The sequence below is a fragment of the Shewanella sp. SM101 genome, from assembly GCF_025654465.1.
In the GTDB taxonomy this organism is placed as follows: domain Bacteria; phylum Pseudomonadota; class Gammaproteobacteria; order Enterobacterales; family Shewanellaceae; genus Shewanella; species Shewanella oncorhynchi.
Genome location: NZ_JAKKRH010000025.1, coordinates 22,987 through 42,609 on the forward strand (window position 1 = coordinate 22,987; position 19,623 = coordinate 42,609).

A 19,623-nucleotide genomic window follows, 5' to 3' on the forward strand; every position below is an offset into this window, starting at 1 on the left:
AAAGAGGTGAAGAGAATGGAACGTAGAAGTTTTTTAAAAATGAGTGCCGCGGTGACCGCTGCAGCGACAATTTCTGGATGCAATAAAAGCGCTAGTGAAGCCAATGTTGTACCACCGACGACAACACCCACGGATGAAGTCATTAATTGGTCCGCTTGTTTGGTTAACTGTGGTTCAAACTGCCCCATAAAAGTGTTCAGTAAGGATGGGGTTATCACTCGTATCGAAACAGATCATGAAACCACTGATGAGTATGGCGTTAATCATCAAGCAAGAGCTTGCCCCAGAGGCCGGTCATTAAGGCAACGAACTTACGCGACTGATAGACTTCGTTCACCAATGAAACGAGTAGGTAAACGTGGTGATGCTCAATTTATTCCTATTACATGGGAACAAGCTTATTCAGAAATAGCCACTAAGTTACAAGTAATTAAAGAAACCTATGGCCCAGAATCAATATATCTTCATCATGGTTCAGGAGCTTATTATGGTTTTTCATCTAATACTGCGACTTGGGGACGTTTATTAAATTTAAATGGTGGTTTCCTTGATTACCATTGGGATTACTCTTGGGCAGGAGTCTATGCTGCGAGTATAGCGACATACGGAAGTCAATGGGACAGTATTAGTGGTTCATCTCTAAGCGAAATTGAAAACTCTGACCTATTTATTGGTTTTGGATTTAACCCTAATGAAATTCGCATGAGTGGTAGTGGTGAAGGTTATGACTTTGTGAAAGCCCTTGAAAAAAACCAAAAGGGAATTAAAGTTTGGATGATCGAACCTCGTTACACTGATTCTATGCGTGGGAACGAAAATGAATGGCTTGCTATTCGCCCAGGAACAGACGCAGCATTAATCGAAGCTGTTATTTATCAGATGATTAATTCTGGCTGGGTAGACTCAAATGCGAAGTCATTTTTAGATAAGTATGTTGTAGGTTATGACAGGAATTCTTTAGTTAATGCCAAAGCATCTATCGCGTTACATTCAGATCCATTCATTGCATCACATGCACAGTATGTAAACCCAGATGAAAACTATTTTGATTACATCATGGGACAAGGCATTTATTCCGCTAACGGAGCTAAAACTCCAAGTTGGGCGGCTGCTATTTGTGGCGTATCTGAAAATAAAATCAAACAATTAGCTACAGCAATTATGGCTGCAGAAGCGCCATATATTTCTGCTGGAGCAGGTATTAGTCGACATGCTAACGGTGATCAAGCAACCCGAGCTGTTTATACCCTAGCGATAATGACAGGTAAGATTGGCCGCCCAGGCGTAAACAGTGGTGCAATGCCTACCAGTTATAGCTTTGGGGTATCAGGAATGCCGGCAGGTAATAATCCTGTTGAAGTAACAATCCCAGTCTTTACATGGTCCGATGCGATTGTTCGAGGCAAAGAGTTCACAGGAACCACTGATGGTGTTCGTTACAAGACGAGTGGCAGCCAAGAACTAGTAGACAACAACCCTGCAAAGCTAACAACCAACATCAAAGCCATAATCAACTGTGCGGGTAACACACTGGTAAACCAACATTCTGACAGTAATGGTACAGCAGAGATATTACAAGACGAGACACTGTGTGAATTAGTGATCGTAAGTGATTGTTGGATGACAGCTTCTGCAAAATTTGCAGACTATCTGTTACCTGATAGTACTTGGCTTGAATCTGATGACTATGCAAATGACTCTTATGCATCAGGGCAGATGGCCTATGCAACCTTCATGAGTACATCACTAACTCCTCTTGGCCAAGCTCAATCAATGTATGAAATGTGTACTGGCATAGCCAAGGCAATGGGTAAAGAGTCTGAATATACCAATGGGCTAACTGGCCAACAATGGTGTGAAAAACTCTACAGTGAAACAAAAGCGATGAATCCAGACGTTGCGATGCCCAATACCTATGAAGAGGCTCAAAAAATTGGGGTATTCCGCAAATATATGCCAGCTTCATTTGTAGCGTATCAATCATTTATTCAAAACCCAACAGCAAATCCACGACCAACGATTTCAGGAAAGTTTGAAATATTCTCCATTTCCCTTGCACGTAAAGCGGCAACTTGGACATTGCCTTCAGGAGACAAAATTACTGCCCTGCCACAATATGTTATCACTTGGGACGGGTATGAAGATGCTGATGCGATTAATGCTGGCTATCCATTACAACTTTGTGGTTATCACACAAAAGGTAGAACCCATTCCAGTTATCACAATGTCGCTTGGTTACGTGAAGCAGTTGAAGATGCTGTGTGGATGAATCCAATTGATGCAGCTCAACGCGGTTTAGCTGATGGAGATAAAGTCCATATTTTCAATGACAGAGGTACGATAGAGATTCCAGTCAAATTAACACCTAGAGTAACACCAGGAGTTTGCTCCTTAGGGCAAGGTGCATGGTACAAACCAGATAGCAATGGTCGAATTGGTCCATCTGGTCATGTGATTGATATTGGTGGTTGTATTAACACATTAACCAAATACCATCCTTCGCCCATTACAAAGGGGAATCCACAACATACCAATCGTGTTCAGGTAGTAAAAGCTTAAGGGTAATCAAAATGACAGAAAAAACTCAATTTGGATTCTATTTCGATAGTAGCAAATGTACAGGCTGTAAGACTTGTCACATTGCTTGTAAAGACCGTATGGTTGGAAAAATTCGAAACAAAGATGACGTAGCCTTAAATGGCGTAGCTTCTCTACCTGGCATGTTATGGCGTCGAGTGTATGAATACGGTGGCGGAACATGGAACCAGAATAGCGATAATAGCTTCGAACAAGATGTATTTGCTTACTATACCTCGTTAAGTTGCAATCATTGTTCTGAACCTGTTTGCGTCAAAGCTTGCCCAACAGGAGCGATGCACAAACGCAAGGAAGATGGTCTTGTGTTAGTTGAAGAATCACTTTGCATTGGTTGTCAAAGTTGTTCTAGAGCATGTCCTTACGATGCTCCGCAAATTGATAGAGACCGAAAAGTAATGACTAAATGTGATGGTTGCTACGACCGTCTTGCCGAAGGTAAAAAACCTATTTGTGTCGAAAGCTGTCCTTTGCGAGCATTAGATTTTGATACGATGGAAAATCTACGAGCAAAATATGGCGATGGAGATGAGCATTTTGCCCCCTTACCTTCGCAGTCAATAACGTCTCCAAACTTGATTGTAAAAGCCTCTCGAAACTCAAAATCGACAGGCAATGCTAGCGGTAAAGTATTGAATATACGCGAAGTTTAAAGAACTTTTAAGTTAAGGTGCAATGAAAATTGCACCTTTTAAAATATAAAAAGATAATTCAATCATCATGAAAAGAAATAATCTCGCAACACTCAACGAATTGAAAGCTATATCAAATATTTTACATTCAGTATTAATGATATATCCTGAGGCAGAATTACTAAATCAATTCAAAGAGCAAAACCTAGCCAAAGATTGGCCAAGACTAACTAATTCAAAAAGAGAATCTCAAGCTTTAGAAGAATTGTCCCGATTTCTAACACAATGGAGTGATAATAATGATGAACTCATTAAGCTTAAATTAGATTACGGAACGGTTTTTTATGGTCCAAACACTCCCAAAGCAACACCTTGGGGGTCAACCTATTTATCACCTTCACAGCTATTAAATGACAGCAGCACTATTGAGTTAAAACATTTTTACGCCAAACACAGAATAAATGTTAAAGCCGAAAGCAATGAACCTATTGATCACATCGGCTTAATTATGGCTGTTATTAATTTTTTACTAGAAAAAATGATAGAAAACCCTAGTGTCGATGATTATAGATTAGTTCTTACAGAGCTATTAGAGACCCATTTTCTACCGTGGGGAAATCGGTGTTTGCAGTTAGCTTATGAAAGTTCTGAATCAGACTATTATAAAGGATTTTCAAATTTAGGATTAGAGTTCTTTGAATATTTAATTAGAGTATTCAACTTAAAAGTTAAAGTTAGGAATATTTATCGCTAGGTATCTAATAATGACATTATTAAATTCAATAAACCAACAATGGGAAAAATCTCATTTAAGTGACGTGTTAAATCAGAAGTTTAGAAACCATAGTCAAATAAATCAATTTATTACAGGTGCAACCAGTTTAAATTCTGTGACATGTATGATTGCTGCGCTGGTATACAATGAAGGTAAACCAGAGTGGTTGCCCCAAAAAGTTAACTTCAAAAAAATATCAGAAGAACATGTTTTAAACTGTTTATTTATTAGCTGCCAGTTACTATTTATAAAAGCATTGCAAGATAACGAACTTAGCCAATGTGAAAGACTCATATTCACATTGGCAAATATCTGGGCAAACAACTTCGCCCCCAAAAACTCTAGTATCTGCAGCTTAATAAATAAGATATGTTCTCAACTAGATATCATAACATTACAAAATGGGTTAAAAAACAAATCAATAAGATAAATACATCTTTTATCGTCACTTTACATCTAGATCGTTTAAATAATATGGATTGGTTCTAATTTTTAATTCAATCTGATAAGCTTATTTTGTATCTTCCACAGTATTATCTGTTTTCAGTTCTAAAATATCATTATAAAACAATCAACTGGAAAGAGTGTAAGTTATCTTTTATCAACAGTAATTCATTCTTTATTAGATTAAAAGAAATGATTTTTATGCAAACTGCAAGTTCAAAAAATGCATAATAGTTATATTCTCAGTAAATTATCATAAATTCTGGACTAATGATTGAGCGGGCGCTATCTATACTATTATTAATTTTTAATCATAAGCACCAACTGGCGAGCACCCTATTATTCTGCCACCTATATTTAGCTTTATTTACAAGCGCTTAACATAATTAAAAAGAAAGTTAAAAATCCATGTACTGTAAAAATAGCGCGCGATGTATTAAATCGGGTGACTTAGATCTACTTCATATGTGACTTTATTAAGTGACTACGCAACTGTGAAATATAATGAGCATACTCGTTTGGAGGCGTCGCTGAGAACTTAGCGAACCAAGCCAATAATAAATCTTTATAAATACTCGCTATAGATATAGAAATAATTTGACTGGGAATATTAAAACTTATTGTAGGAAAAGCCTGATTTAATCTTTCCTGTAGAATTTTGCTCATAAGCATATTCACATTTGTTAATAAAAAATCAAGATCATTCCCCAGTTTATAACTCATAAAAAATCGATTGTTTCCTAATTGACGTGACCGATTCAAAAACGATACTAAGTGAGGTTGTGGCTCAGTCTGCAGCCAGTTTTCAGATGTTGTAAGATCATCGAATAACAGGTTAAACATATCCTCATGAATTTCAAGCATAATGTGTGCTTTAGATGGATAATGCTTATAAAGTGTACTGCGGCCAACATTAGCCTCTTCGACAATGTCTTTTACAGTAATGTCATTATAGTTTTTATTCTTTACTATTAGTATAAGTGCATTCTTAATTGCACTTTTAGTTCGGCAACGTTCTCGTTCTCCACGTTCCATAGCTTGGTATCTCACATTATAACCAACAAATCATATTCGTCTAAGTATGGACAATATATATAATTTGTCTATATTTTGCAAATCTTAAAGCATTTATCATTATGACTCGACATTAACTTTTGTTTTATGAGATGGTTGTTTATGAAATTTAGCTTAGTTTTTTTGTTTTCGGTTGCTTTTAGTATACCAGTTACTGCTAGTGAAATAATTTCAGCTGAAAAAATTATCAGGAATCAGCATCAGCTGCTAATTAATAAGATTAGTTCAATTGAAGCTGAAACACTTAATAAATGGATAGAAACCAAGAAAGATTTTATTCTTTTAGATGTTAGAGAGTCTGAAGAAATCATTGCTGTAAATATAGATATAAATAATAAGATAAACATCCCTAGGGGAACGGTGGAATTTAATGTTCAGAGGTTGATCCCAAATAAGAATCAACATATTGTTGTTATGTGTTCCCATGGCATTAGAAGCACAATCGTTACTGATATCCTTAATAAATTTGGGTATATTAATGTTTACAATCTAAAGGATGGGCTATTTTCATGGGTTAACTCTGGACACAGGGTAAGTAATTTTTATGGTTCATTTAAGATTGATGAATTTAAATCAAGCATAAAATAATTTTTTAAATTTGGAGTTTTTATGAATATTGTGATGTTACTTTACCCTGGTATAACCCCTTTAGATTTATTTGGGCCATTACAAGCTTGGTCATTAATAAATGATGTTAATATTCAACTGGTTTGGAAAAATCGTGAGCAAATAGAGACTGATACTAGCGCATATTTATTGCCAACTTGCACCTTTGATGAAATTGATGCTCTGCCGAGAGTTGATATACTTTTTGTTCCAGGAGGAAAACTTGGTGCATTTGAAGCAATGCAAGATCAAGAAGTTTTAGATTTTTTAAATCGTACCTCAGATAAATCATCTTGGATTACGAGCGTATGTACAGGTGCACTTATTCTTGGTGCAGCAGGATTATTGGAAGGCTATAAAGCAACGACACATTGGACAATGGTCGATATGCTTCATTCATTTGGTGCTGTCTATACAAAAGGCCGCTATGTGATTGATCGTAATCGTGTAACAGGTGGCGGTGTTACTGCTGGAATTGACTTTGGTCTTGCAATTATATCACGTATTATTGGTATCGATAAAGCACAAGAAACTCAATTACTACTGGAATATAATCCAGACCCACCGTTTAACTGTGGTCATCCTGATGTTGCTCCTCCAATTTTAGTAAATAAAGTTATTTGCGATTTGTGGGCAATTGGTTATCCCGTCATAGCAAAGAATATTTAGCCACGTTCAGTTATTTACTGAGCATATAAAATATTAAGATTAACTTGCACCCTGAAATATTTTGATTAAAGTACACACAAACATCAATCGTAAAGCTAAAGGGTGCAAGTGTTAATTACCTTATATAGTAAAGAATCCGCCTTCTTAGAAGGCGGCTTTGACTTGCCCCTGGAAGGGGCTATTCCAAGAACCTACATCATCTGCAACGACAATTGAGCCTCATGTGCCTGATCTTGTTTATCTTGATGGCGCACATATCGTCTAATGATTTCTTCATTAACCCCTACTGTATCTACAAAATAACCTCTGGCCCAAAAGCTATTGCCCCATAGTTTTTTACGTACATGAGGGAATTTATTGAACAGCCTTATCGCACTTCTTCCTTTCAATACTCCCATCAGCGTTGATACTGACAGCTTCGGCGGGATTATGACAACTAAGTGAACGTGGTCTATCTGAACGTTTAATTCTAAAACCTCACAACCCTTCATATTGCAAAGGATATAAATTGACCTGTATAACTCCCTACCAAGGTTTCCTTTTAAAATTTTAAAACGGTACTTCGGAGTCCAAACAATATGATATTTGCAACGCCAATAAACATGTGATGAACTTCTATAATCGCCCATGCTTTTCGTTTCCTCTTACTTGTGGTGAATAAGAAGTCTCTTTTAGCATGGGCGTAATTCAGGCTATAGCCTCAAGGAACAATCACCACCGCCAGAGGCGGTGGTTTTGGGATGACAATAAATCTCTATCTGTATTCTCATACTCCTATCTCTATATTACATAAGGACATAGAGGCTAGAAATATTCCTGTAGCTTTCGATTGAAAGCTATGCACATCAGTTTGTATAAACTTAAAGGGTTTTGTATGCCTGAAACTCAGAATGTAATTTGATATTTGAACAATTTTTGGACTTGTTCGTAAATCCGATTTGGGAAACAAAGCTCATCCTAGATCATTGCTGAAACGTTTTGGGGCATAAACGTTTTAGAAATGGCAGCGTACCTACGTGATCGCTGCCATTTCAGTATGAAACTTTAATACCAAGTATGAACCTTTAATACTTAGTATGAGACTTTATTACTCTCCCACAGCGGTTTTCATTTAAATATCTCTATTTATTCTACTGTTACAGATTTTGCCAAGTTACGTGGTTGATCCACATCAGTACCTTTGATTAATGCAACATGGTACGACAATAGCTGTAAAGGAATAGTGTAGATCAGTGGCGCCATAAAGATGTCACAGTGTGGCACAGGGATCACTTTCATCGTGTCATCCGACTCGAACTCGGCATCCACATCGGCAAACACATACATTAAGCCGCCACGGGCACGCACTTCTTCAACATTAGATTTCAGTTTTTCGAGCAATTCATTGTTTGGCGCAACGACAATCACTGGCATATCGGCATCGATAAGCGCCAGTGGACCGTGTTTTAATTCGCCAGAGGCATAAGCTTCAGCATGAATGTAAGAAATCTCTTTCAGCTTTAACGCGCCTTCCATCGCAATCGGGTATTGATCGCCACGGCCAAGGAATAAAGCATGGTGTTTATCGGCAAAATCTTCAGCCAATTCAGCAATCGCAGCATCTAGCCCTAAAGCTTGTTCCACTTTAGCTGGCATAGATTGTAAGCTTTGAGTGATGTCGGCCTGCATTTGCTCAGACATACCATTGTGGCGACCGATCACCGCAGTCAACATTAATAAGCCAGCAAGCTGTACTGTGAAAGCTTTAGTGGATGCCACGCCAATCTCTGCGCCCGCTTTCATCATGTAAGCCATGTCAGATTCGCGAACCAGTGATGAACCAGGTGCATTACAAATCGTCAATGTGGCTTTGTAACCCATTTCTTTCGCTAAGCGCATGGCCGCTAAAGTATCTGCAGTTTCACCAGATTGTGAAATCGTCACCAACAGGCTATTTGGGAATAAGTGCGACTTGCGGTAACGGAACTCAGAGGCAATTTCGACGTTACACGATACGCCAGCCCAATCTTCTAACCAGTAACGCGCCGCCATGCCCGCATGGTAGCTAGTACCACAGGCGATGATTTGCACGTGTTTGATATCTTTTAAGAACTCAGCCGCCTTATCACCAAAGGCAGTATCTAATACTTGCTTGTTTGCGATACGGCCTTCGATAGTGCGCGTCAGTGCCAATGGCTGCTCATAAATCTCTTTAAGCATATAGTGGCGATATTCGCCCTTATCACCAGCATCGTGAGTAATTTCAGATTCTTTGACTTCACGCTCAACGGCATTACCGTTTAAGTCGAAAATACTCACGCTGCGACGGGTTACTTCGGCCACATCACCTTCTTCGAGGAAAGCAAATGAGCGAGTCACTGGTAAGAGTGCCAGTTGATCCGAGGCGACAAAGTTTTCACCTAGACCAAAACCAATCACTAAAGGACTACCAGATCGAGCAACAACCAAGCGCTCGCTATCGCGGCGGTCGATGACCACTGTGCCATAGGCGCCTTCGAGTTGTTTAACTGTGGCTTGCACGGCAGAAAGCAAAGTGCTGTTAGTTTTCAGCTCATGGTGTACTAAGTGACAAATCACTTCGGTATCGGTATCTGAGCTAAATTTATAGCCTAAACCTTTTAGCATCTCGCGCAGTTTATTGTGGTTTTCAATAATGCCGTTATGCACCACCGCGATATCACCTTCCGATAAATGCGGATGAGCATTACGCTCACTCGGTTCACCGTGGGTCGCCCAGCGAGTGTGCGCGATACCGGTTCCGCCCGCTAATGGGTCGGTTTCAAGCGCTGCTGAAAGCTCTTGTACTTTGCCAACGCGGCGCGTGCGACTCAGTTCACCATTGTGAATAACGGCAACGCCTGCGGAGTCATATCCGCGATATTCTAAGCGGCGTAAGCCTTCTACCAGAATTTCAGCCACATCCCTTTGCGCCACGGCGCCTACGATTCCACACATAGTCTTTACCTATAAATTAAAAATGAAGTTGTTAAGCTATTTTGCACTCACTATTGAGCGTAGGGCGCTAGCATGACTCGCACGCCCTGATCTGAAATTTGTTTGAGCGCACTCTCGTCGATACGTGAGTCGGTGACCAACACACTGACCTTGGCCCACGGTAACTCTAAGTTAGGGATCCGCTTGCCGATTTTGTCTGAATCCACCATAACGATTACCTCGCGGGAAACTTCGGCCATCACTTTGCTTAGGCCTGTTAACTCGTTAAAGGTGGTGGTCCCGCGTTCAAGATCGATACCATCGGCACCGATAAACAGTTGGTCGAAATTATATGAACGCAACACTTGCTCGGCTACTTGACCTTGAAAGGATTCAGAATGCGGGTCCCAAGTGCCACCGGTCATCAATAAGGTTGGCTCGTTTTCGAGTTCATGGATGGCATTAGCAAGGTGCAGGGCATTCGTCATGACTACCAGCCCACGTTTATCGTTCATCTGTTCAATCAAGCCTGACGTCGTAGTGCCACTATCGATAATAATGCGATTGTGATCTTTAATCAGCTGCGCGGCAGTTTTCGCGATAGACAGTTTATTGGGCGCGATTTTGGCAGAAAACTGCTGGGTCACTTCGTCAGGAATAGCCACGGCGCCACCGTAACGGCGCAATAATAAACCCGTTTTCTCAAGCGCGGCGAGATCCTTACGAATCGTCACTTCTGAGGTTTCAAAACGTAACGACAGTTCATCAACGCTCACTTCACCCTGTTCGTTCAATATGGTGATTATGCTGTGGCGACGCTGCTGTGTGTTTCGTTTGTTCATAAAACCTTTCAGGTAAGTTTCGATTCGAAAGGTGTATTATAGTGAAACGAAACTTTTTTGCTAGTCATACGAAGCACTCTTTCGCATGATCGCGAGTCATTTTAATTAATTTAAAATTGTGAACTTAAAAAACAACCAATAAAAAAGCAGTTTATCCTTTAGGGATAAACTGCTTTAAATAGATTAAAAATCCTAATAAGTATTAGAACTTAGCTTCAACTGCAACACTGAAGTTACGGTCTTGGCCAATCGTCACCATCGAACTGCTACCACCGTCTAAGTACTCAGTATCGAAGAGGTTTCTGACGTTAGCACGAAGGCTCACATCTTTACCCATGATATCCATAGTGTAGGCAGCACCTATATCAAAACGTACGTAACCATCTTTAGTGATGGTGTTTACATCATCAGCAAAACGCTCTCCCACATAGATAGCACCAAAGTTCATCGCAAAGTTGTCGGTTACTTCGTAACGAGTCCAGATATTGGCCGACCATTCAGGAGCATCAATAGGGGTTTTACCATCTAAGTTCTTGCCACCGATTTTGCCTGCACCGGTATTATATTCAGCATCTAAATACATCATAGATGAAGTCACAAACCAGCTATCACCTAACTGACCTTGTGCGCCCACTTCAAAGCCGCGGTGATGTTGCTCACCACCTTGGGTAGTCATCGTTTTTTTACTCGGTATAGGGCTGTCAAGTTCAATGACAACGTTTGAAACCGTAATATCAAACAAAGCAGCAGTTAATAGCAAGCTATCATTAAATAGCTCCCACTTAGTCCCTAATTCATATTGAGTACCGTACTCTGGCTTAAGGTTATCACCATAATTAACATCTTCTGAACTAGTGACAGAACCTTTTGGTGTAAAGCTTTTTGAATAGTTAACGTAAATACTGCCATTCGCCATTGGCGAATAAATCACACCAAACTTAGGCGATACGGCATAACTGTTACCGCCAACAGTATCTTTTTTCTGTTCGTCATAACGCACACCAGCAAGCAATTTCCATTGCTCATTAAGCGTCATCAAATCCTGTAAATAGAAACCGTAATACTTGTATTCGCTTGGGTTGCTTAGCTTACCTTGATTATAATCAAGATCTTGCTGAATAATTGGTTGCCCAGGAATTACGGGCTGACTTTTGCCTTTCTGAATTTGCTGCTGATAGAAATAGTCTAAATAGTTAGCACCAATAAGAAATTGATGCTCCATTCCTGCCAAAGAAAATTCACCCGTGAAATCCACATAGGCCGTTTTATGCTGCCAATCGTCATAACGATCAAACGGGTTTATGGTGTAACCATCTTTGTATGGATCTTCAGAGCCTTTATTTAAGCTTGGCGCAGAGTCTAAACGTTGGCGATTAAACTGCTGATCGTTATAACCAACTTTGACTTTCCAATCATCACTCATCTGCCAAGTTAGATCGGCACCTAAGTTAGAGACTGTGTTATCGGTAAAGGCCCAAGGTGCATCCCATACGGTTTTACGTTCACCGATAACATTACCTTGTTTATCTAACCACCCACCCGCATCAATACCCGCTTTATCTTGGGTATGATCGTACTTAACCGATAACAGAACATCATCACTGACATCAAATTCTAGGTTTAAGTAGCCCAGCCAACGGTCACGCTCTTGATTCTCATCGTTAGCGGAATACTCACGCCAGTATTTTGTGTCTTGCTTCACTAACACGCCGCGGTAACGAAGACTCTGAGCATCATTTAAGCTGCCGCCCGCATCTAGCTGAGCACGGGTCGAACCAAAACCATCAGTATCAAAACCTAAATCGAGCATTGAATCATAGGTCGGTTTCTTAGTGACCATATTCACTAAACCACCAGGGCCAGATTGGCCGTACAACATGCTCGAAGGACCTTTCAATACTTCGACTTGCTGTAAAGTTTCAATTGGTTGTACGTAGTGAGACCATTGTTGATGGCCATTGATAAGATAACCATTACCCGAATCGAGCTCGAAGCCGCGGATACTGAAGACTTGACGGTTCCAGCGTGTGGTTCCCGCCGTCACACTGGAGTCGTTAACTAAAACCTCGGCAAGGTTAGTGGCCAACTGTTCATCGGTCACAAAATCGGGGATCACATTAACTGACTGTGGGGTATCCATTAAGTCGATATCGCCACGCATGGCACCCGATGCACTACCGACTTTATAGTCGTTAAAAGTACGGCCAGTCACATTGATGCGCTCAATATTATTATCGCTCGCCACTTCTGCAATAACCGGCATAGCCATTAATGCCGAGCCTACAGCTAAACCTATAACTGAATATTTAAATACCATTGCCAACACCTCAAATAGACCTTTTGTCTTAGAATTGCAGGCAATATAAATGAGAAGTGTTTTTATTTTCTCTTCTTTACTAAAATTTACAATTGAGTGTGATAGTGATCAAATTAACTTAAAAACCAACAATTTGCCCATACCACAAAAACATGAAGAAAATCTTAATTATTAAGCATTACTTAATAAAAAGGCTTTTTAGTGCAAAACATTGAACACAATAAAGATAAAAGCGGCACATGGCCGCTTTTTTGACATTAAGTTGAGTTTTAAAACTTACTTTTTAATTTTCACTGGACGTTGCCAACCTGTGAGGTGTTTTTGTTTAACACGAGTGATCACTAACTCATTCTCACCTACATCACGGGTAATCGTTGAACCGGCCCCTAAAGTTGCCCCTTTACCTATGGTCACTGGAGCCACCAACTGAGTGTCAGAGCCGACAAAGACGTTATCTTCGATAACAGTAAGATGCTTATTCGCGCCATCATAGTTGCAGGTAATAGTACCAGCACCAATGTTGACGCCATCACCAATGATGGCATCGCCTAAATAGGCTAAGTGCCCTGCTTTTGATCCCACGCCAATCACCGCTTTTTTCACTTCAACAAAGTTGCCTATATGTGCATCTTGCTTAAGCTCTGCGCCGGGACGTAAACGGGCAAATGGGCCAGCACTGGCAGCAACGCCAAGCGTAGCACCTTCGATAATAGAGTAAGGCTTGATCTCAGCATCATCGGCAATCTCGCAATCAATTAAAATCGCGCCTGCGCCAATAGTGACATTATTACCCAAGGTCACTTTGCCTTCGAATATCACATTAATATCGATCATCACATCCATACCAACAGTGACTTCACCACGGATATCGATACGGCTTGGGTCGCGAAGGTTCGCTCCCGCCAACATGAGTTTTTCGGCTTCACGAGCTTGGTAAGCACGTTCAAGTTGCGCTAATTGTACGCGATTATTGGCGCCTTCGACTTCAATGGCCGATTGTGGCTGAGCAGTATCAATGGCAACGCCATCAGCGTGCGCCATAGCAATAATATCCGTTAGATAATATTCGCCTTGAGCATTATTGTTCGATAAACGGCTCAACCAAGTTTTAAGTTGTTTACCTGGAACCGCCATGATGCCGGTGTTAATTTCGTTGATCAGCAACTGTTCTGCTGTCGCATCTTTTTGCTCAATAATTCCAATGACTTTTCCTTGCTCACGGACAATACGGCCATAACCAATAGGATTCGCTAAATTCACTGTTAAAATAGCAACACCATTTTCAGGACGGGCGGCGAGTAATGCTTCGAGAGTTGATGTTTGGATCAACGGCACATCGCCATAAAGAATAAGCACTGTATCGCTGTCGGCGATATGTGGGCTAGCCTGTGCAACCGCATGGCCTGTGCCTAATTGCTCGGCTTGCAATACCCAGTTAAGTTGTTGCTCACCCAAACAGGCTTGTAGCTTGTCGGCACCATAACCATAGACTAACTGAATAGAGTCACTGCCAACTTTATTAGCGGTATCGATGACATGTTGCACCATGCTCTTATGGGCGATGGGATGTAATACCTTAGGAAGATCAGAGCGCATCCGTGTTCCCTTGCCAGCCGCTAAGATCACTACATTTAATGCCATTACCATATCCTTGAACAAATACCCAAGAGGGTGAAAAATTACGGTCGATTTTGTGTCGCAATTTTAACGGAAAGCACATCGAAAAGCGAAGTAGATAGCGATGCTAATCAATCAAAGACATGCAAGAATGCCAATCTATCCCATTTTTAGACACAAAAAAGGCGACCTTATGGTCGCCTCTTTTCACAAACAATAACCTTATCTGGCAATGTTTTTCTTGATGGTTTCAACAACACGTAATTGAGCCATAGCCTTAGCTAACTCAACCATAGCCGCGTCATAATTGAAGTCAGCGCCAGCAGTTGCCATATGGGCTTCTGCACGACGCTTAGCTTCTAATGCCGCTTGCTCATCAATATCTTTGGCACGCATAACCACATCAGCCAATACGGAGACAGAAGAAGGCTGCACTTCCAGAATACCACCTGAAAGGTAAAACACTTCTTCACTGCCGTCTTGCTTGACGATGCGCGCCATGCCAGGTTTGATATAACTAAGCAAAGGAGCGTGGCCATGCATTATGCCCAACTCACCTTCAGAACCAGTCACTTGCAGCGAAGCTACACGACCAGAGAAGATTTTGCTCTCTGCGCTTACAATATCAAGATGTACTGTCATGGCTGCCATCCCGTTCTCCTTAAAAAACTAAGTATTACTACCTAGTTATTTCTTTTTGTTCGCTTTCTCGATGACTTCATCGATTGAGCCAACCATGTAGAACGCTTGTTCTGGCAGGTGATCAAACTCACCGTTCAAAATACCCTTAAAGCCACGGATAGTGTCTTTCAGAGAAACGTACTTACCAGGAGATCCAGTAAAGACTTCTGCTACGAAGAAAGGCTGAGATAAGAAACGCTCAATCTTACGAGCACGGAATACGACAGTCTTGTCTTCATCAGACAATTCATCCATACCCAGAATCGCAATAATGTCTTTCAGCTCTTTGTAACGTTGCAGTACAGTTTGCACACCGTTAGCAACGTCATAATGCTCTTGGCCAACAACCAATGGATCTAATTGACGTGAAGTCGAATCCAATGGATCAACCGCTGGGTAAATACCCAGAGAAGCAATTTGACGTGACAGTACAACAGTCGCATCTAAGTGAGCGAAGGTTGTTGCTGGTGACGGATCGGTCAAGTCATCCGCAGGTACGTATACCGCTTGTACAGAAGTAATAGAACCCGTCTTAGTTGAAGTGATACGCTCTTGCAGAACGCCCATCTCTTCAGCCAATGTTGGTTGATAACCTACCGCAGAAGGCATACGACCTAACAGTGCAGATACTTCAGTACCGGCTAAGGTGTAACGATAGATGTTGTCAACGAACAACAGTACGTCACGACCTTCGTCACGGAACTTCTCTGCCATAGTCAGACCAGACAGTGCAACACGCAAACGGTTACCTGGAGGCTCGTTCATCTGACCATAAACCATGGCCACTTTGTCGAGAACGCCAGAATCTTTCATCTCGTAGTAGAAGTCGTTACCTTCACGAGTACGTTCACCTACACCGGCGAATACAGAAAGACCCGAGTGGGCTTTAGCGATGTTGTTAATCAGTTCCATCATGTTAACTGTTTTACCAACACCCGCACCACCGAACAAACCAACTTTACCGCCCTTAGCGAATGGACAAACAAGGTCGATAACCTTGATGCCAGTCTCTAACAGTTCAGTAGAGCTTGATTGATCTTCGTATGAAGGAGCTGTACGGTGAATGACATAACGCTCTTCTTCACCGATTGGACCCGCTTCATCAATAGGCTCGCCTAATACGTTCATGATACGGCCAAGAGTGGCGGTACCAACTGGAACAGTAATAGGTGAACCTGAGTTTACTACTTCAAGACCACGACGCAGACCGTCAGAAGAACCCATAGCGATGGTACGAACTACACCACCACCTAGCTGTTGCTGAACTTCCAGCACCAAACCATTACACGGGCCTTCACCTACGATTTTCAGAGCGTCATATACTTGAGGTACGGCATCTTGTGGGAACTCTACGTCCACAACCGCGCCAATCACTTGGACAACAGTACCTGTGCTCATGATTAATCCTCTAAAACTTGTATTCGTTACCTAACCTAAACCGCAGAGGCACCAGAAACAATTTCCGACAGTTCCTGCGTAATCGCAGCCTGACGGGCCTTGTTATAGACCAGTTGCAAGTCGTTGATAAGCTCACCCGCGTTGTCTGTTGCCGACTTCATTGCCACCATACGGGCAGCTTGTTCAGAGGCAATGTTTTCAACAACACCTTGGTAAACCTGAGATTCTACATAACGGACCAATAAAGTATCCAAAAGTGCTTTTGGATCTGGCTCGTAGATATAATCCCAACGATGAGCAGTTTCATCATCTTCTGATTTAGGCAAAGGTAGCAGCTGCTCGATCACAGGAGTCTGCGTCATAGTATTCACAAATTTGTTAAATACCACGTACAGACGATCCAGCTTGCCTTCGTTGTAAGCTTCTAGCATGACACCGACTGTCCCGATCAAGTCAGCGAGCTTTGGAGCATCGCCTAAACCTGAAGCGTGAGCAGACACTTGTCCACCGAAGTTTTTGAAAAACTGCACACTACGTGCACCGATAGGGCAAAATTCAAATTCTGCACCTTGGGCTTTCCAGCTTTTCACGTCTGCGACAACCTTCTTGAAAAGGTTAACGTTCAGACCACCACAAAGGCCACGGTCGGTTGCTACAACAATGTAACCAACCCGCTTAGCCTCTCTCACCTCCAAATAGGGGTGTTTATACTCGAGAGAACCTTGCGCTACGTGACCGATCACCTTACGCATGCTTTCCGCATATGGACGGCTCGCAGCCATGCGTTCCTGCGCTCTGCGCATTTTGCTGGCTGCCACCATTTCCATGGCGGACGTGATCTTCTGAGTGTTTTTCACACTCGCGATCTTGGTTTTAATCTCTTTAGCGCCGGCCATCTCTACTCTCCAATCTGGACCTGAGGTGTCTTAAGACACCTCTATCATTGTTACCAGGTTTGGGTTGCTACGAACTTGTCGAGGCCAGCTTTTAATTCAGCTTCGATATCAGCGCTATAATCGCCAGTTTCGTTGATAAGCTTCATTAAAGGAGCATGCTCGCTGTTCATGAACGAGAGCAGAGCGGCTTCGAAATTACCGACCTTATTCAGCTCAACACTCTTCAGGTAACCTTTTTCAGCTGAGAAAATAGACACAGCTTGAGCGGCTACGCTCATAGGAGCATATTGCTTTTGCTTCATCAGTTCGGTAACACGCACACCATGCTCAAGCTGAGCACGTGTTGCATCGTCAAGATCAGATGCAAATTGCGAGAACGCAGCAAGCTCACGATACTGTGCTAGTGCGGTACGAATACCACCAGACAGTTTCTTGATGATCTTAGTCTGAGCCGCACCACCAACACGAGAAACAGAAATACCTGGGTTAACCGCTGGACGTAGGCCAGAGTTAAACAGATCGGTCTCAAGGAAGATCTGACCATCGGTAATAGAAATTACGTTGGTCGGTACGAATGCAGAAACGTCACCCGCTTGCGTTTCAATAATCGGCAGCGCGGTTAAAGAACCAGTTTTGCCAGTTACTGCACCTTTAGTGAACTTCTCTACATAAATCGCGTTAACGCGTGATGCACGCTCTAATAAACGTGAGTGTAGATAGAATACGTCACCTGGGTAAGCTTCACGGCCTGGTGGACGCTTGAGCAGTAACGAAATTTGACGATAAGCAACTGCTTGCTTAGACAAATCATCGTATACGATCAAAGAATCTTCACCGCGGTCACGGAAGTATTCACCCATAGAACAACCAGAATATGGCGCTAAGTATTGTAGAGCAGCGGCTTCAGAAGCAGTTGCAACAACAACGATAGTGTTAGCTAACGCACCGTGTTCTTCTAGCTTGCGCACTACGTTAGCGATAGTAGAAGCCTTTTGGCCAATCGCGACGTACACACATTTAATGCCAGAATTCTTCTGGTTGATGATTGCGTCGATCGCCATTGCTGTTTTACCAGTTTGACGGTCGCCAATGATCAATTCACGTTGACCACGCCCGATTGGGATCATGGCATCAACGGCTTTATAACCAGTTTGAACTGGTTGATCAACAGACTGACGTTCAATAACACCTGGTGCGATAACTTCAATTGGCGAGAAACCATCGTTATCGATAGGTCCTTTACCGTCAATTGGCTCACCTAGAGTGTTAACAACGCGGCCAAGAAGACCGCGGCCAACTGGAACTTCCAGAATACGGCCAGTCGTTTTCACTTTTACGCCTTCTGCTAAATCAGCATAAGGACCCATTACTACGGCACCGACAGAATCACGTTCAAGGTTCAACGCGATTGCAAAACGGTTACCAGGCAGTTCGATCATCTCACCTTGCATCACGTCGGCTAGGCCGTGGATGCGGATGATGCCGTCACTTACCGCAACGATAGTACCTTCGTTACGAGATTCGCTAACGACTTCGAACTGCTCGATCCGCTGCTTAATCAGATCGCTGATTTCAGTGGAATTCAGTTGCATGCTCAAACTCCCAATTACGACTGCAGCTTATCAGACAGACGCGATAACTTACCGCGGACCGAGCCATCGATGACTAGGTCTCCTGTCTTAATGATTACACCGGCGATGAGCGCGGCGTCAGTGCTACAATTCAGCTTAACTTTGCGTGCGAGACGTTTCTCTAAAGAAATACTAATCTGCTGTTGTTGTTCAGAGCTCAGCTCAGTTGCAGAAACCACATCGGCTTCTACTTCTTTTGCCCACTCATTACGGTATTCAGTAAATAACTGAGATACAGCAGGTAGCACCTTTAAGCGACCGTTTTCAGCCATTACCTTTATCAGGTTCTGACCTTGCACATTGACTTGCTCACCACACACACTAATAAAGAGTGCTGCGAGCTTAGTGCTGGCTAAAGAGCCAGCTAACAGTGGTTGCATGGTTTCGTTTTCACTCACCAATGCGGCAAACGTGAGCATTTCAGCCCAAGAATCCACTGCATCTTGTTCAATAGCAAAGTCAAAAGCTGCCTTTGCGTAAGGGCGAGCGATGGTGGTTAATTCAGCCATAAC

Annotated in this window: 17 protein-coding genes; 6 read left to right on the forward strand and 11 right to left on the reverse strand. The window is 42.1% G+C overall.

All coding sequences use genetic code 11. The annotated features are described in order from the left end of the window. Positions 1-15: 15 nt before the first annotated feature. The 4 genes from L5M38_RS14545 to L5M38_RS14560 all read left to right on the forward strand — a co-directional run bounded on the left by L5M38_RS14545 (position 16) and on the right by L5M38_RS14560 (position 4,432). On the forward strand, positions 16-2,559 hold the full coding sequence (locus tag L5M38_RS14545) for a DMSO/selenate family reductase complex A subunit (RefSeq protein ID WP_263174201.1): 2,544 nt from the start codon (positions 16-18) through the stop codon (positions 2,557-2,559). 11 nt (positions 2,560-2,570) lie between these two features. Further along, positions 2,571-3,248 carry a DMSO/selenate family reductase complex B subunit gene (locus L5M38_RS14550; protein ID WP_218737736.1) on the forward strand — a complete coding sequence of 226 codons (678 nt, stop codon included), beginning with the start codon at positions 2,571-2,573 and terminating at the stop codon, positions 3,246-3,248. A gap of 67 nt (positions 3,249-3,315) precedes the next feature. Continuing rightward, a complete protein-coding gene (locus L5M38_RS14555; RefSeq protein ID WP_263174205.1) occupies positions 3,316-3,981 on the forward strand; it encodes a molecular chaperone in 666 nt (221 codons plus the stop codon). 10 nt (positions 3,982-3,991) lie between these two features. Then, positions 3,992-4,432, forward strand: coding sequence for a hypothetical protein (locus L5M38_RS14560; protein WP_263174209.1), 441 nt, complete (start codon positions 3,992-3,994; stop codon positions 4,430-4,432). Between the two features lie 470 nt (positions 4,433-4,902). Here the strand turns inward: L5M38_RS14560 and L5M38_RS14565 are convergent, their stop codons facing one another. Then, entirely contained in the window at positions 4,903-5,481 is a 579-nt protein-coding gene (locus L5M38_RS14565) for a TetR/AcrR family transcriptional regulator (protein WP_263174211.1), read from the reverse strand. A 141-nt stretch (positions 5,482-5,622) separates the two neighbouring features. Here L5M38_RS14565 and L5M38_RS14570 point away from each other — a divergent pair, with 141 nt between their 5' ends. Together L5M38_RS14570 and L5M38_RS14575 are read left to right on the forward strand one after the other, a co-directional pair. Further along, complete coding sequence (locus L5M38_RS14570) at positions 5,623-6,108, forward strand: rhodanese-like domain-containing protein (RefSeq protein ID WP_263174213.1); 486 nt, start codon at positions 5,623-5,625, stop codon at positions 6,106-6,108. A gap of 21 nt (positions 6,109-6,129) precedes the next feature. Further along, positions 6,130-6,795, forward strand: a complete 666-nt coding sequence (locus tag L5M38_RS14575; protein ID WP_263174216.1) for a DJ-1/PfpI family protein — start codon at positions 6,130-6,132, stop codon at positions 6,793-6,795. Between the two features lie 191 nt (positions 6,796-6,986). On the opposite strand, the gene tnpA is transcribed toward L5M38_RS14575, so the two are convergent. The 10 genes from tnpA to atpH form a co-directional block, all read right to left on the reverse strand. Beyond that, positions 6,987-7,424 carry an IS200/IS605 family transposase gene (tnpA, locus tag L5M38_RS14580; RefSeq protein ID WP_263174219.1) on the reverse strand — a complete coding sequence of 146 codons (438 nt, stop codon included), beginning with the start codon at positions 7,422-7,424 and terminating at the stop codon, positions 6,987-6,989. 496 nt (positions 7,425-7,920) lie between these two features. Continuing rightward, complete coding sequence (gene glmS, locus L5M38_RS14585) at positions 7,921-9,750, reverse strand: glutamine--fructose-6-phosphate transaminase (isomerizing) (RefSeq protein WP_263179516.1); 1,830 nt, start codon at positions 9,748-9,750, stop codon at positions 7,921-7,923. Positions 9,751-9,800: 50 nt separating this feature from the next. Continuing rightward, positions 9,801-10,571, reverse strand: coding sequence for a DeoR/GlpR family DNA-binding transcription regulator (locus L5M38_RS14590; protein ID WP_263179517.1), 771 nt, complete (start codon positions 10,569-10,571; stop codon positions 9,801-9,803). 202 nt (positions 10,572-10,773) lie between these two features. Further along, positions 10,774-12,888, reverse strand: a complete 2,115-nt coding sequence (locus L5M38_RS14595) for a TonB-dependent receptor (RefSeq protein WP_263179518.1) — start codon at positions 12,886-12,888, stop codon at positions 10,774-10,776. 276 nt (positions 12,889-13,164) lie between these two features. After that, a complete protein-coding gene (glmU, locus tag L5M38_RS14600) occupies positions 13,165-14,529 on the reverse strand; it encodes a bifunctional UDP-N-acetylglucosamine diphosphorylase/glucosamine-1-phosphate N-acetyltransferase GlmU (protein ID WP_263174228.1) in 1,365 nt (454 codons plus the stop codon). Between the two features lie 198 nt (positions 14,530-14,727). After that, positions 14,728-15,156 carry a F0F1 ATP synthase subunit epsilon gene (locus L5M38_RS14605; protein WP_105250790.1) on the reverse strand — a complete coding sequence of 143 codons (429 nt, stop codon included), beginning with the start codon at positions 15,154-15,156 and terminating at the stop codon, positions 14,728-14,730. Between the two features lie 36 nt (positions 15,157-15,192). Further along, positions 15,193-16,584, reverse strand: coding sequence for a F0F1 ATP synthase subunit beta (gene atpD, locus L5M38_RS14610; RefSeq protein WP_105250791.1), 1,392 nt, complete (start codon positions 16,582-16,584; stop codon positions 15,193-15,195). A gap of 35 nt (positions 16,585-16,619) precedes the next feature. Continuing rightward, a complete protein-coding gene (gene atpG, locus L5M38_RS14615; RefSeq protein ID WP_263179519.1) occupies positions 16,620-17,480 on the reverse strand; it encodes a F0F1 ATP synthase subunit gamma in 861 nt (286 codons plus the stop codon). A 50-nt stretch (positions 17,481-17,530) separates the two neighbouring features. Next, on the reverse strand, positions 17,531-19,072 hold the full coding sequence (atpA, locus tag L5M38_RS14620; protein ID WP_105250792.1) for a F0F1 ATP synthase subunit alpha: 1,542 nt from the start codon (positions 19,070-19,072) through the stop codon (positions 17,531-17,533). A 14-nt stretch (positions 19,073-19,086) separates the two neighbouring features. After that, positions 19,087-19,620: a F0F1 ATP synthase subunit delta gene (atpH, locus tag L5M38_RS14625; RefSeq protein WP_006083842.1), complete on the reverse strand. Its 534-nt coding sequence runs from the start codon at positions 19,618-19,620 to the stop codon at positions 19,087-19,089. Positions 19,621-19,623: the final 3 nt, after the last annotated feature.

What these genes read in the sequence shown, in the direction of transcription:
- L5M38_RS14595 (WP_263179518.1), bottom strand. Translation starts at nt 12,888, where the DNA reads ATGGTATTTAAATATTCAGTTATAGGTTTAGCTGTAGGCTCGGCATTA.
- L5M38_RS14555 (WP_263174205.1), top strand. Translation starts at nt 3,316, where the DNA reads ATGAAAAGAAATAATCTCGCAACACTCAACGAATTGAAAGCTATATCA.
- atpA (WP_105250792.1), bottom strand. Translation starts at nt 19,072, where the DNA reads ATGCAACTGAATTCCACTGAAATCAGCGATCTGATTAAGCAGCGGATC.
- L5M38_RS14570 (WP_263174213.1), top strand. Translation starts at nt 5,623, where the DNA reads ATGAAATTTAGCTTAGTTTTTTTGTTTTCGGTTGCTTTTAGTATACCA.
- atpH (WP_006083842.1), bottom strand. Translation starts at nt 19,620, where the DNA reads ATGGCTGAATTAACCACCATCGCTCGCCCTTACGCAAAGGCAGCTTTT.
- glmU (WP_263174228.1), bottom strand. Translation starts at nt 14,529, where the DNA reads ATGGCATTAAATGTAGTGATCTTAGCGGCTGGCAAGGGAACACGGATG.
- glmS (WP_263179516.1), bottom strand. Translation starts at nt 9,750, where the DNA reads ATGTGTGGAATCGTAGGCGCCGTGGCGCAAAGGGATGTGGCTGAAATT.
- L5M38_RS14590 (WP_263179517.1), bottom strand. Translation starts at nt 10,571, where the DNA reads ATGAACAAACGAAACACACAGCAGCGTCGCCACAGCATAATCACCATA.
- L5M38_RS14575 (WP_263174216.1), top strand. Translation starts at nt 6,130, where the DNA reads ATGAATATTGTGATGTTACTTTACCCTGGTATAACCCCTTTAGATTTA.
- L5M38_RS14550 (WP_218737736.1), top strand. Translation starts at nt 2,571, where the DNA reads ATGACAGAAAAAACTCAATTTGGATTCTATTTCGATAGTAGCAAATGT.
- tnpA (WP_263174219.1), bottom strand. Translation starts at nt 7,424, where the DNA reads ATGGGCGATTATAGAAGTTCATCACATGTTTATTGGCGTTGCAAATAT.
- atpD (WP_105250791.1), bottom strand. Translation starts at nt 16,584, where the DNA reads ATGAGCACAGGTACTGTTGTCCAAGTGATTGGCGCGGTTGTGGACGTA.
- L5M38_RS14560 (WP_263174209.1), top strand. Translation starts at nt 3,992, where the DNA reads ATGACATTATTAAATTCAATAAACCAACAATGGGAAAAATCTCATTTA.
- atpG (WP_263179519.1), bottom strand. Translation starts at nt 17,480, where the DNA reads ATGGCCGGCGCTAAAGAGATTAAAACCAAGATCGCGAGTGTGAAAAAC.
- L5M38_RS14545 (WP_263174201.1), top strand. Translation starts at nt 16, where the DNA reads ATGGAACGTAGAAGTTTTTTAAAAATGAGTGCCGCGGTGACCGCTGCA.
- L5M38_RS14605 (WP_105250790.1), bottom strand. Translation starts at nt 15,156, where the DNA reads ATGGCAGCCATGACAGTACATCTTGATATTGTAAGCGCAGAGAGCAAA.
- L5M38_RS14565 (WP_263174211.1), bottom strand. Translation starts at nt 5,481, where the DNA reads ATGGAACGTGGAGAACGAGAACGTTGCCGAACTAAAAGTGCAATTAAG.